The organism is Cupriavidus sp. UME77 (genome assembly GCF_014170355.1).
GTDB classification, from domain to species: Bacteria; Pseudomonadota; Gammaproteobacteria; order Burkholderiales; family Burkholderiaceae; genus Cupriavidus; species Cupriavidus basilensis.
Genome location: NZ_LZZU01000087.1, coordinates 1 through 13,428, shown reverse-complemented (window position 1 = coordinate 13,428; position 13,428 = coordinate 1). Strand labels below are relative to the sequence as shown.

At 62.8% G+C, this 13,428-nt stretch carries 8 protein-coding genes and 5 pseudogenes; 4 read left to right on the top strand and 9 right to left on the bottom strand.

The genetic code is table 11. The features are described from left to right. Positions 1–4 precede the first annotated feature (4 nt). Complete coding sequence (locus tag A9975_RS33470; RefSeq protein ID WP_183036485.1) at positions 5–913, bottom strand: Ku protein; 909 nt, start codon at positions 911–913, stop codon at positions 5–7. A gap of 318 nt (positions 914–1,231) precedes the next feature. Here A9975_RS33470 and ligD point away from each other — a divergent pair, with 318 nt between their 5' ends. Further along, positions 1,232–3,778 (top strand): DNA ligase D, encoded by a 2,547-nt coding sequence (gene ligD / locus A9975_RS33465; RefSeq protein WP_183036484.1) that lies wholly within the window; start codon positions 1,232–1,234, stop codon positions 3,776–3,778. A gap of 415 nt (positions 3,779–4,193) precedes the next feature. On the opposite strand, the gene A9975_RS33460 is transcribed toward ligD, so the two are convergent. The 8 genes and pseudogenes from A9975_RS33460 to A9975_RS33425 all read right to left on the bottom strand — a co-directional run. Continuing rightward, positions 4,194–4,841 (bottom strand): hypothetical protein, encoded by a 648-nt coding sequence (locus tag A9975_RS33460; protein ID WP_255504181.1) that lies wholly within the window; start codon positions 4,839–4,841, stop codon positions 4,194–4,196. Between the two features lie 2 nt (positions 4,842–4,843). Beyond that, positions 4,844–5,521, bottom strand: coding sequence for a hypothetical protein (locus A9975_RS33455; protein ID WP_183036483.1), 678 nt, complete (start codon positions 5,519–5,521; stop codon positions 4,844–4,846). Positions 5,522–6,122: 601 nt separating this feature from the next. Next, positions 6,123–6,503 (bottom strand): hypothetical protein, encoded by a 381-nt coding sequence (locus A9975_RS33450; protein WP_183036482.1) that lies wholly within the window; start codon positions 6,501–6,503, stop codon positions 6,123–6,125. A 238-nt stretch (positions 6,504–6,741) separates the two neighbouring features. Then, a pseudogene (locus tag A9975_RS33445) lies at positions 6,742–6,987 on the bottom strand (Hsp20/alpha crystallin family protein); the annotation flags it as partial. A 30-nt stretch (positions 6,988–7,017) separates the two neighbouring features. After that, complete coding sequence (locus A9975_RS33440) at positions 7,018–7,425, bottom strand: Hsp20/alpha crystallin family protein (RefSeq protein ID WP_183036481.1); 408 nt, start codon at positions 7,423–7,425, stop codon at positions 7,018–7,020. Between the two features lie 15 nt (positions 7,426–7,440). Continuing rightward, positions 7,441–7,868 (bottom strand): annotated as a pseudogene (locus A9975_RS33435) (Hsp20/alpha crystallin family protein). Positions 7,869–8,335: 467 nt separating this feature from the next. Next, a pseudogene (locus A9975_RS38380) lies at positions 8,336–9,667 on the bottom strand (SDR family NAD(P)-dependent oxidoreductase); the annotation flags it as partial. An 18-nt stretch (positions 9,668–9,685) separates the two neighbouring features. Beyond that, a pseudogene (locus tag A9975_RS33425) lies at positions 9,686–10,036 on the bottom strand (acetoacetate decarboxylase family protein); the annotation flags it as partial. A 123-nt stretch (positions 10,037–10,159) separates the two neighbouring features. Between A9975_RS33425 and A9975_RS33415 the strand changes: the two are divergent. The 3 genes and pseudogenes from A9975_RS33415 to gltA all read left to right on the top strand — a co-directional run. Next, the gene (locus tag A9975_RS33415; RefSeq protein ID WP_183036478.1) at positions 10,160–11,689 is read left to right on the top strand and encodes an FUSC family protein; all 1,530 of its coding nucleotides are present in this window, start codon (positions 10,160–10,162) and stop codon (positions 11,687–11,689) included. Positions 11,690–11,699: 10 nt separating this feature from the next. Further along, positions 11,700–11,969: pseudogene (locus A9975_RS33410) on the top strand (MarR family winged helix-turn-helix transcriptional regulator); the annotation flags it as partial. Between the two features lie 199 nt (positions 11,970–12,168). After that, positions 12,169–13,428, top strand: a 1,260-nt coding sequence (gltA, locus tag A9975_RS33405) for a citrate synthase (protein ID WP_183036476.1), incomplete at its 3' end; no start/stop codon positions are given.

The window sequence follows — 13,428 nt, the reverse complement described above, 5'->3', positions numbered from 1 at the left end:
CCTGTCACTTTTTCGCCGATGAGGCTCGCTTGGCCGGAGTTGGCGCCGGTGCCGCAGTGGCACGCTTCCCAGTCTTTTTGCTCTTGCCCTGCGCCGCAGCCGCTGTGGTCGCGGCCTTCGTTCCGCCCTGTTTGCCCCGGGCCATGCTTGCGCGCAGGGCCTCCATCAGGTCGATCACTTCGGCGCCCTCGCGTGGTTCCCGCCGCTCTTCGCTCACGGTGATCCTTTTGCCTGCGATCTTCTTGTCGATCGCCGCCAGGATGCGGTCTTTCTCCTCATCCTTGTAGGCCGTGGGGTCGTACCCATCCACCGAGTTCTGTTCGATCAGCTGTTTAGCCAAAGCCAACTCGGCTGGCTGGATCTCGGCTTTCTCCACGTGCAGATCCAGCATCGATCGGACCTCGTCAGCATAGAGCAGTTGCTGGAGCACCAAGCCCTCGTCGTTAGCCCGCACCTGCACCATGTACTGCTTGCCTTTCCAGACCCACTGCGCGAGGGCACAGGTCCCCGTCTTTCGCATGGCTTCGGCCAACAAGTTGTATGGCTTACCACCGCGCTTGTCCGGGCCCAGGTAGTAGGCCTTGTCGAAATAGATGGGGTCGACGGCTCCGGCCGGCATGAACGAGACGATATCGATCGTGTGCTTCGCCTCGTCTTCCAACGCCTTCAGTTCGTCCGGCTCAAACACAGCATAGTGATCCGGCTCGAACTCGTAGCCCTTGACCATCTCGGAGCGCTCGACCACCACATCCTCTCGGATGCACACATACTGCTGCTTGAGCCGGGAACCGCAGCCTTTGTGCAGCAGATTGAAGCCGACCCCCGAGTTGCTCTCCGTGGCACTGAAGATCTTCACGGGGATCGACACGAGGCCGAAGCTGAGAGAGAGGGAAGCAATGGAACGGGCAGCCATGGCGATCTCCGTGCAGGTCGGGAGTACATCGATCTAGCTTAGATCGTGCCCGCCGAATCGGCGGCGTTCCACTGTCACTTTGCGGACAGGCGAGCACTTCCTGGTAAAACATGTGCATGTAATTTCTGTCGGACCTGCATGGCGACCAGTGCCATACCACGTCGTGTCGGACAGCCGCCTATTGCCGCTTCCATGGGACGGGGAAATACTGCGATTACAGAAGACGAGGAAACCGAGACGGTCATGGCGAACAAGAATGTGCACGTCGTTCCACACGAAAGCGTAAAGCCCGCGCCGCCCGGTCTGTGAACCCAGTCCATGGCTAAGTCGGCCTCTACCAACGCGCTCAGCCTGGAGCGGTACCGCCAGAAGCGTGACTTCGCCGCGACGACGGAGCCGAGCGGCCAAGTGTCCGCCGCGGGCGCCGCCAGCGGCGCACTGAGCTTTGTCGTGCAGAAGCATGCGGCTCGCCGGCTCCACTACGACTTTCGTCTCGAGCTGGAGGGTACCCTCAAGAGTTGGGCGGTCCCCAAGGGACCCAGCCTGGATCCCACGGAGAAGCGGATGGCCGTGCATGTCGAGGATCACCCGCTGGATTATGCGAGCTTCGAAGGCGTGATCCCGCCCAAGGCATACGGGGCCGGCACGGTCATCGTTTGGGATCGAGGGACGTGGATACCGGTCGGCGATCCGGTGGCCGGCTACCACAGCGGCAAGCTGAAGTTCGAGCTACAAGGTGAGAAGCTACATGGCCATTGGACCTTGGTCAGGATGCACGGCCGCGGCGACGAGCGTCAGGATCCGTGGCTCTTGATCAAGGAGCGGGACGCGTTTGCGCGCTCTGCCGCAGAGTACGACATCACCGAAGCCCTGCCGGACAGCGTACTTGCCCAGGGCAACAGCAAATCGGCTGCCGGCGGTAACACGAAGATTGCGGTGCCAAAGCAGCATCGCCCGGGCCCGGGCCGACAGGTACTACCCGCCGCGGCACGCCCCGCCGCCCTTGCGCTTGCGTTGGCCCCACAACTGGCAACGCTCGCTTCAGCTGTGCCGCGCAACGCCAGGCAATGGGCCTATGAGATCAAGTTCGACGGCTATCGGTTGTTGGCACGGGTCGACGGCGACGACATCCGTCTCTTCACAAGCAATGGCCATGACTGGACATCCCGCCTCAAATCGCTTGCGGCGGAGATACGCGCTCTTGGCCTCGGCTCCGCCTGGCTGGATGGGGAAATCGTGATACTCAGCGACAAGGGCACCACGGACTTCCAGGCGCTGCAGAACGCCTTTGATAGATCGAAGGTGGAGGACATCCAGTACTTCGTCTTTGACCTCCCCTTCTTCCAAGGCCGCGACCTACGACAGGTTCCGTTGGCCGAGCGCAGGGCGCTGCTCAAGGCGGTGATAGCCGTGCCAGCCGCGACACGAGTCAGGTACAGCGAGGCCTTTGAGGGCACGCCTGACGACCTTCTTGCCGCAGCGTGCCAGATGGGCCTGGAAGGTCTGATTGGCAAGCGCGTCGACGCGCCCTATGTCTGCGCCCGGGCGCCCAGCTGGATCAAGCTCAAATGCAAACAGCGGCAAGAATTCGTCATCTGCGGATTCACGGCCCCGAAGGGTAGCCGACAAGGCCTCGGCGCGCTACTGCTTGGCGTGCACGATGAAACCGGGAGACTTCACTACGCAGGCAGCGTCGGCAGCGGTCTGGATTCGCGCATGCTGACCAAGTTGCTCGCCATGCTGACTGAACTGGAAGTGCCGGTCTGCCCGTTGGGGAAGCCACCACCGCGCTTAGCCGCCAGATGGGTCAAGCCGAAGCTGGTGGCCGAGGTTTCGTTCGCCGATTGGACCAAAGAAGGCCGAATCCGGCATGCCGTCTTCCATGCCCTGCGCGCTGACAAGGCAGCGGGGAGCGTGACAAGGGAGCGGCCGGTCGATGTGGAACAGCCCCGGCCTCGGCCAGCGTGCTCGGTCAAGGTATCCAACGCGGAGCGCGTGATTGATCCAACGACCGGGCTGACGAAAGGCGACCTGGCCGGCTTCTACGAAGCCATCGCGCCACACCTGCTGCCTCATCTGCGCGGGCGCCCCGTGTCCTTGGTACGCGGGCCAACGGGCATCGACGGCGAACTGTTCTTTCAGAAGCACGCCGAGACTATCAAGATTCCGGGGATCAACGTCCTCGATGCCAGCCTATGGGCAGGGCACCCGTCGCTCCTGGAGATCGCCAGCCAGACAGCCATTGTCGCCGCAGCGCAACTGAACGTGATCGAGTTCCATACGTGGAATGCGACCAAGCGTGCCATCGACAAGCCCGATCGCGTCATTTTCGATCTGGACCCTGGCGATGGGGTGCCATGGCGGCACGTGCTTGACGCCGCCATGCTCACGAAGACGTTGCTGGATGAGCTTGGCCTGGTGAGCTTTCTCAAGACCAGCGGCGGCAAAGGCCTGCATGTCGTTGTGCCCATTGCGCCCAAACTGCCGTGGCCCACGGTGAAGACGTTCTCACAAGATGTCGTTCTTCATATCGCCCAGACCATTCCGCAGCGCTTCGTTTCCAAGAGCGGGTCGCGCAATCGCGTGGGTAAGATCTACATCGACTACCTGCGCAACGGCCAAGGTGCGACGACGGTGTCCGCATTCTCTGCGCGCGCGCGGCCGGGTCTCGGGGTCTCGGTGCCGGTATCCTGGCAGGAACTGGAAGAACTGACAGCGGGCGATCACTGGACGATCCAGACCGCCCTGCAGCGCGTGGAAGCCGCCGGCTACGTCGATCCTTGGGCGGAGTACGCCGATACCAGAAAGGTGCAACAAATTGGCGCTGCCATCCGCAAGCTGGCTGGCCGGTCAATTGGAGGATGACATGGCAACCCTGGAGGCGTTTCCTGCCGCGGAGCGCGAAGCCTTTACCAACGCCTGTCGTCGGCACGGGTTCATCGCCGCCGACTTTAGCGTCTGCGACATGACCGGGGAGCAGGATCGCCTGGTCAGCGTGCTGAGGCCTGAGACTCCTTGGCGCTTCTTAGACGGCCGTAATGGCGGCTGGTGCCTAGATGGTCTTTGGCTGCCAAAAGCGGCCCACCTCCGGCGGAAACTGCGCCGGGACGCGGGCAAGGGTGTGGGCGTCAACCTGGGGAAAGGCCGTTACCTGGACGAAACCGCTGTTCGAATGTCCGCGTTGAGCCGTGGGCCACTTGTCTGTAGGTGGCCGGACTCTGACGTCCTCCTGCCGTGGGACCGAGTTGCCGATAGTGGATGCGCTTAGCCACGTAACCCGTCAGAAGCTGAATGCCGATGAGATCACGATGACCTGTTCATGCGACGCCGGGTTAAAACAGTAAACCGCGGCGGAGATGCGCTTGCCCTTCACTTGCGCGAAGACGCCGCGTTGCAGGTCGCGGCCGTTTTCATACACACGGGTGCGCTGTCCGGCAAAGCCGATGCGGAACCAGTCCACGGGACGGAACGCTAGCTCGGTCCAGGCATAGGTGTAGCTGGACGGCTTGGCGTTCGGCACGTATTCGAACTCGACATAGGCATCCGCATACCGCCCGGTTACCGCGGCCTCGAATCCGGGCACCACGCTGTTCGTGCTGCCCGTGACCGCCCCTAGGATCGGCGTGACATCGAGGCGCACGGCTTCGCCGGCGGAAAGGTTGTACCCGGCGAAGAATGAGTACGCGTCCTTGCCTTCATAGTTGCTCCGTGCTTCCAGGTGCAAGGCGCCGCGATTGGCGATCGCGATACCGGTGACGTAGGCATCGCTGCTGCGCGGCAGGTTGAGGTAAGCCGAAACCGCACCGCTCCACGTCGGCGCTTGCGCCGCGGGTGGCTGGCTTTCGCTTTCCTCGGCTGCGCGCGCATGCAGGGGCGTGGTTGCCGCGGCGAGCAGGAGGCAGTGCGCGGCAAGCCGGGCGGCCCACATGCTCAGCCTCCCAGCAGGATGATGGCCGCGGTCAGCACGACGCCCAGCACCGTCATGGCCAGGCCCGCCATCCAGCCGCCGAAGCCGGCATGGCGCCCGAGGGCGAGGCCGGCGCCGAACAGCATTAGGAGGGTCAGGACCCGCGATACCAGGAGCGCAGTCGAGACCTTGGGGACGACAAGGAAGGGAAGCGCAACCGGGAAAGTCGCGAGTACGACAATCAGGAAGATCGCCGCTGCCGCGAGAAGGTCCTGGGCGCCCAGAGTGGGCGTCACGGGCCAGTCGGATGTCCTGGCGATACAGCTGCGTATCGCCTCCAGTTCCGCGTCCTCCACCAGTGGCCGCAAGGCTGGTGAAAGCGCATTGCGCAGGCACGCGATGGCGTCAGACGGGTCGTTCGCGCTTCGCACCGCCTTGATTAGCGACAGTCTGCGCCCCCGTTCGGTCAGGGTGCGGACCAGGTACATCACGGCATCGACAAGCCCCCAGGCCAGGTTGCAGCCAAGGGCGGTAATGAACATGGTGCGGGCAGCATCCGCCGGGGCTGCCACTGCCGATACCGCCCCCACGAAGGTCAGCGCCATGAACAGGCCGAAGCACATCTCGGAAACCCGGTCGACAGTGTCGAGCAGGCGGGGCCGGGCTTCGGCGGCATGCGTATCGATTGAAGTAGTCAACACTGGCGCGCACCTCGACATGTCTGCCCCCGCTGAGGTCTTTGTCGATGCCATGACTGGCTTGATGGCATCGATACCGCGGATCTCAGGCGGGCAGACGCCTGGGCGCGACCGGACGGCGATGGCGGCGCCACCCGGATTGTCCGGCTGCCGCCGTTTGCAGTGTAGGCAAGAATTCACACCATGGCTGGAATCCGTCGCAAACGTCTCTTGACCGCTGTGCCGCATGGCCCAGCCGGCCGAATTGTGGATCGCCGATCGCAACATCAGCACCCGCGCGATTGGACACCGTTCCGCTCTTCCTAGGGGCCGCGTAATCGCGTGCATCGACCATCAAGCGCTCGAACTCGAGCGTTGGATTCCGATACTCGAAGGGGAGTGTCATTGCAGTATGCGTCCTGACCACTTTATCGGGAGCCAGTTTTGCTGGCGAACATCAGGGTCTGTTTCCCTAACATCGGCCCCCGGTAAGCCTGCGGGCTACGCCAGTGTTGAGCTTGACGGGCCGACCAGTCCTGACACTGTTCGTGATTTGAGAGCCTTAACACCGATGCCTGGATTCGCGCCACAAGCATCACTGGCCAAGAAGCCCGATTCCAGCGCTTCACTGAATGGGCGGCACTGCACCGAGCTTCTCTGCCAGCATCCGCTCATACACGCCAAAATGCGTATCCACCTCTGTTTGACTGACGACGACAACGTCAATCGTGATCTGCTCGAACGCCAAGCCGAACATCGTGGCAAGGGCCACTTCCAGGTGGGGGGCCGCCTCTCTGTCCTTTTCGAACGTCGTGCCGATGCTGATCACGTAAGCATCGCCTTGCGCCGTGACGTCCACCAACCGGGCCCGCGCGCTGAGGTTGTTATCGATCGCGATTGTGACCAACTCCGCCACGCGCCGCGTCCGCTCGGTAGGAAAGCCGCGCGTGCACTTGAGCCGCACCCGATGCCTGCCTAGCGTCACCCACTCAGAATCGAATTCCATCGAAGTCTCCTTCTCGGGAAGTGTTTGCCGCGAAAATAGGGGCCAGTCCGGCGATTTCAAGACCTCAGCGTCGCACGTGGATTCGCTGCAGGGTTGCAAGCCAGCACCGCACGATCCGAGCGCCGCGTATGCCAGAAAGGAGCCGCGAAGGCGCTACCTTGCATGGCCAGCAGGAACATCCCGGCGGAGCGCGGCAGGCTCACGCGAGTCTGTGCCCTTGAGGCAGCTCGCCATCTGGCTCCATGCCGGGCAGCTCCGCCGTATTTCTCAGCGCCGTGCCATCATCGACCACATCGATCCGAGGCTGGAAGCGCGACGAACTGAAGTCGCCGAACCATCGATCCAGTCCGCCGAAGGCCGCGAAGGGTTCATGCAGAAACTCGCCCATCGCACGCCATGGATCGCTTGAAAACAGCCGCGAAACGTTGCCCTCACCGAATGTCCGGCCAATTTCCGCGGGCACTGCGGTGGCGCCCTTGCGGATGCCACCGCGGTGCCGGCGGGCGACGGCAACTCACGCCACGTTGACTGCAATGCGGCGTGGACGCGCTTCGTCGCGACGCGGGATCGTCAGCTTGAGCACGCCGTCCTGCAGGTTCGCCTCGATCTTTGACGCGTCAAGGTCCGCACTCAACGTGAAAGAGCGTGCGAAGTGCGGCTGGCGAATTTCCGCGTGTTGCACCCGCAGTCCTTGGGGGGTGGGCACGACCGCTTCCGCCTCGATATGGAGGTTGCCGTCGTGAACATTCACCTCGAGCTTGTCCCTGGTCACACCCGGAAGGTCGGCCCAGAGGGTGACGCCGTTGCTGTCCTCGACGATGTCGACTGCGGGAAGCAGCGTGATCGTCGGCGTCGACCTGTCCTCGTGACCTTTTGTCACCGCGCTCTGGTCGCGTTCAGCCACTTGGGTTGTCTCGTTCATGGCATTCTCCTCGCGTTATTGGACCCTGATCGCCCGGGGCTTCGAGGCTTCGCGCTTACCGACACTGATAGACAGGCAGCCGTTGGCATAGCGCGCCTGAACATTGTCCGGGTCGGCGCTCTGCGGCAATTCGACCACACGCCGGAACGTGCCTGTGAATCGCTCTTGCGCGTACAGCCGGACCTCCGGATCATCCTCCGCTTGCGCCGTTTCGCGCTCGCCGCTGATGGTCAGCAAGCCCTTGTCGATCGACACCTCGAACTTGTCTGGCTTGAGCCCCGGCGCGAACGCGACGATCTCGATGGAATCGTCCGTGGCGCCGATATTGACGGGGGGGAATGCCCCGGGATGCTGGATGGGAAACCGCCGAACAAACTCGCCATCTGCCTTTGCATGCGGTCGAGTTCGCTGAAGGGGTCAGTTCCAAAGAAAAGATCGCTCATGGTCGTATCCTCCTTCGACGCAGCAAGGAGGCGAAGGGGCAACGCGCTCCCATCCACCTGCCAAGCCGCTGGCAAACAAACAGAAACACGCAGCGCGCAATGGTCGCGACTGCCTGAGCAAAAATAGTAATTGGCCACCCAAATTTCAAGGGGAGCAAGCCTGCGCCGTTTCGCGAAAGGACGTGGGCCGATTCGTGCTGCCCCGGACACGTTTTGGCACCTTTACCTGCACTGCAACCGCGGGGGGCTCCCGTTGCACGGCGCCACATTTTTGTGTCGCATGAAGCATATATTTCGTGCGCCGCGCGTTGCGGTAAGTCGATCGCCAGCCGGGCCGGAGACGCTGACTTCGTATTCCATGCGAGCCGGTCGTCGGCCTCGGCAGGGAAGCTGTCGATGGTGTTCAGCTTCGACGTATCCAGAGCCATATTGAGCGGACTGGATCCTGTCAACGCCGGCGCATCGCGGCGATGCACATCGTGGGTCACGAAGCCAATGTCATGGCTCGGAATCGTCAGGCACTCGGGGCGGGCAAGCGAGTCCCGGATGTCGTCCAGCCCGCTGGTCCAGTGCTCGGCCATGGTGTCGACGCTGAACTCGAAGTCCTTGTAATGCCCTTCGAAGAACTTGTTGCGGTAGATCAGGTGCACGACGTTAATGGCGCTGCCATCGGCAATCCGCTGCGCCTCGCGCATCAGAGGATGAGTCTCGCGGACAGACTGCGGCACGTGTTCCAGCAGTTCCTTGATCAGCCGCGCATGCTTCTGGCGGCCTTCCATGAACGCGGTGACGGAACGGGTCCGGCTCGAGTACTGAATGTCCTTGGTCCGCTCGGACACGTCAAGGAAGTTTCCGGGCAATGCCCCGCTCGCGCTCCACAGGTCCACCTGGAAGATCAGCGTGTCCTTGTGCTGCGATTCCCGCAGGATCTCGGTCAGCGGCGTGTTGGAAACGAGACCGCCATCCCAGTAGAACTCGCCGTCGATCTCTACGGCCGGAAAGCCAGGCGGGAGTGCGCCGGACGCCATGAAATGCTCCGGCGCAAGGCGCATCTTCGTGTTGTCGAAGTACACAAGATTGCGGGTGCGGACGTTGACCGCGCCAGCGGAAACACGCATGTCGCCATCGTTGATGCGATCGAAATCGGCGTATTTGAGCAGCGTCGCACGCAGCGCGCTCGTATCGTAGAAGCTCACCTCGCTTGGCGCACTGCCTTGGCTGCCAAAACTGTGCAGCGGCGCGCGAGGCAGGAAGAAACCCTGCTGGCCTTCCACCAGCGCGCGGCCTGCGGCCCACATGCTCGACCACTTGCGCGCGATGTCCCGGAAGCCGAATGCCGCCGGCACCCAGGCACCGACGTGGCCGATCATGTCCGGCGGCAGACTGATGGCCTGCCAGAATCCACGCAGCGCCTCTACGCGGCCCTCGGGGGCATTGCCGGCGATGATCGCAGTGTTCAGAGCGCCGATCGAAATGCCCGATACCCATGTCGGGTGAATGCCCGCTCCGGCCATGCCTTCATAGACGCCCGCCTGATAGGAGCCGAGTGCGCCGCCGCCGAGCTTGGCCACCGTTTCTTCGATGCCGGCGTTGACCGCTTCCTCGTTCGTGACGTCCATCGCCACGGCGATCGCCTTGCCGCCTTCGGCGACGATCGACTCGGCGACCTGGCGCGCATTCTGCAAATTCAGGTCGGCAATGACGACGGCCGCGCCGTCCTTTGCCAGCCGGCGCGCGCACTGTTCGCCAATACCACTGGCGGCGCCGGTAACGAGTGCGACTTTTCCTTGCAATGACATGGTTGCTCCTTGCGGGGGTTATTGATTGACGACCAGCTTCGGCGCCTGTGCCGGCGCGAGGTAGTCGCAAGCGACCTCGCCGATGTCGAGGGTGAGGTTGGCGATCAGATGCTTGGCTCCGACGACGCGGCGGACCGGCAGGTCGGCTACCGGTGCCAGCGCATGCGCGTGGAGTTCCAGGGCGCCCGGGCCCGCCCAGGCGCCCAGCACCGTGACATCGCGCAGGTGGAAGCGGACCAGTTCGCAGACCCGCGCCGAGCCGTCGACGTGCGGCAGGACCTTCAGCAGGTAGTTCGGCGTGTCGGCGAGATTTCGCCGTTCCGTTTCGAGATCGAGCGGGCGAAACTTGAAGCCCATCGTGCCGGTGGCTCAGCGCTTCCCGGTCCGTATCCTAGTCAATGCACCGGACCCCACCGTGTTTCGGATCGGCGCGTCGGCGGTGGCAATCGTGACGTCCGGCACCGCTTCGTCGTCGCACTGAGGGCAGCCACCATGGGTCTGATTCGCACCGAACTCGCGCCGTTCCCGGGGCGCGAGGAAGCAGTATTGCGGTTTGTCGTGGCCACGGCGCTGGTCATTGTCATCTCGATGGCGCTCGAGGTGCCGTCCCTGCCGCTGTCACTGATCATGGTGTTCTTCACCGCACAGGAGAATACCGTGCTGACCCGGCTGTCTGGCATCGTGCTCATGATCGGCGCGACTATCGCGGTTGTGATCGGCCTGTTGCTGGTCAAGTTCACGATCAACTATCCGATGCTGCGTATCCTGGCCATCGGTTGTGCGCTTGGCAGCGTCGTCGCGCTCGTGGCAGCGATCTTCATCATCCCGCATCTCGACTCCATCGCCGGCCTGCTGGTGCTCACGCTGCCTATCGTCGCCGTCGGCGCGTGGATCGCCGCCGGTTCGCCGCGCACGAACTACATCGGCGTGCAATTCGTGTTCGCCTATGCGCTGTCCCAACTCGGCCATTTCGCGCCGACGACCGACCTGACCGAGATTCGCGACCGCATGATCGGCATCCTGGTTGGTGCCGTGGTGTCGATTGCCGTCTCCACATGGATCTGGCCCGAGCGGGAAAGCGATGCCCTGAAGCAGATGCTGGCGCGCCTGTTGCGCAGCGTGGCTGGCCTCGCCCGCGCGGGCGGCGGCAAGCTCGGCACCTACGCGCTCGAAGCGCTGCTGGAACAGGCGCGCGACGTGCGCCGCAACCTCGTCGCCGCCAGCCAGGCGCGCACCGCACGTGGCCTCGAGCCTCGCACGCATGCCGAGACCGCGCAGGCACAACTGCTGCAACTGGATCAGCAGATCACCGTGGCCCAGACGCGCGTGCGTTCGCTGCGCGAGGGGCTGCGCGCGCTGACCGGTGCCGGTCCTGACGACCTGCCCGCCATCGCGCCGCGGCCGCTGCCGGACAGCGCCGGCGGCGTGCCATCGTCGCTCGGTTATGAATTGCTCGCGCGCCGACCCGACCTGCAAGCGATGCGGTGGTACGGGCAGGCGTCGATGGACCAGATCGACGCAGCCAAGGCGGCGTTCTATCCAAGCTTCGACATCCGCGCCTTCCTCGGCCTCGATTCGCTGCACCTTGCCGATCTGTTGCGCAGGTCGAGCCGCCAGATCAACGTGATCCCCGGCCTGAGCCTGCCAATTTTCGACAGTGGACGGCTCAACGCGAACCTCGCCGCGACGCGCTCGCAGAGCAATGCCCTGATCGCGCAGTACAACGAGTCGGTGCTCAACGCCGTGCGTGAGGTGGCGCAGGCGGGTATCGAACTAGACGGCCTGAACCGGCAAGCAGCGATGCAGGAAGGCAAGCTTAAGTCGGTCAGCTTCGCGTCCAACAGCGCCGAGGCGCATTACCGGCAAGGACTCCTCGACAAGCCGTCGGCCCTTGAAGCAAGATTGCCCCTGCTCATGGAACAGAGTCAGGCGGTGGAAATTCGCAGCAAGCAGATCCAGTCGGATATTGCGCTGACCAGGGCACTTGGAGGCGGATACACGTCCGGGCAGAGCACTCAATGACGCATTGGTGATGACGACCATTGACGCCTTGCATTTCACCTTCGCCAGCCGACTGATGCACGCAGGTCGGCAATGGCGGCGGATCTCCCACGCAGTAGTAGCCGCATACGGCATTTCCGCGGCATGTGCCAGGCCGCTATTGTCCATTGCAAGGCTGGGTGGCGGAGTGCGGCAGATCACTCTGGCGGAGTACGCTGGGATACAGGGGGCGTCACTGGTGAGGCTGCTCGATCAGCTATGCGCGGCAGGCATAGTGCGCAGGGAGGCGGATCAAGCTGACGCCACCATGACGCAGAGCATGATGTCACCATGAATAAATTGAATGGCATTGGCAGTATTAAATCATGATTGAAATGTTCTATGCATAGGTACACTTCGTAGCCAAGCCGCTCTCAGGACATTGATTTTTCTCTCAACAGCTCCCCGTACCGGGCCGGAAATTGAGCAGCGCTGTTGTTCACAGCATTTATGGAATAGAAATGACGCCCACCGATGTGAAAGCCACGCTATCGTTTTCCGATGGTTCCCCCAGCGTTGAGCTGCCGATTTATACGGGTACCGTTGGCCCCGACGTAATCGATATTCGCAAGCTGTACGGACAAACCGGCAAGTTCACCTATGACCCCGGTTTCATGTCGACGGCTTCGTGCAATTCGAAGATCACCTACATCGACGGGGACAAGGGTGAGCTGCTGTACCGCGGCTACCCGATCGAGCAGCTGGCCACCAAGTGCGACCACCTGGAAACCTGTTACCTGCTGCTCAAGGGCGAACTGCCCAATGCCAAGCAGAAGGAAGAATTCGTCGGCGCCGTGATGAACCACACCATGGTTCACGAGCAGATGCAGTTCTTCCTGCGCGGCTTCCGCCGCGATGCCCACCCGATGGCCGTCCTGACGGGCCTGGTGGGCGCCATGAGCGCGTTCTACCACGACGCCATGGACATCGATGACCCGCATCAGCGCGAAATCTCCGCGATCCGCCTGATCGCCAAGATGCCGACCCTGGTCGCCATGGCCTACAAGTACAACATCGGCCAGCCGTACATCTATCCGCAGAACGATCTGTCCTACTCGGGCAACTTCATGCAGATGATGTTCTCCACGCCGTGCGCCCCGTACAAGGTGAACCCGGTGCTCGAGCGCGCGCTCGACCGCATCTTCATCCTGCACGCAGACCACGAGCAGAACGCCTCCACCTCCACGGTGCGCCTGGCTGGTTCCTCGGGTACCAACCCGTTCGCCGCCATCGCCGCCGGCGTGGCTTGCCTGTGGGGCCCGGCCCACGGTGGCGCCAACGAAGCCGCCCTCAAGATGCTTGAGGAAATCGGCAGCGTCGACAACATCACCGAGTTCATCAAGCAGGTCAAGGACAAGAACTCGGGCGTGCGCCTGATGGGCTTTGGCCACCGCGTGTACAAGAACTACGATCCGCGTGCCAAGCTGATGCGCGAAACCTGCTATGAAGTGCTGAACGAACTGGGCCTGCACAACGACCCGCTGTTCAAGCTCGCCATGGAACTGGAAAAGATCGCGCTGGAAGACGAGTACTTCGTCAGCCGCAAGCTGTACCCGAACGTCGACTTCTACTCGGGCATCGTGCAACGCGCGCTCGGCATCCCGACGTCGCTGTTCACCTGCATCTTCGCCCTGGCACGCACTCCGGGCTGGATCTCGCAGTGGGAAGAAATGATCACCGATCCGGAATACAAGATCGGCCGTCCGCGCCAGCTGTTCAAT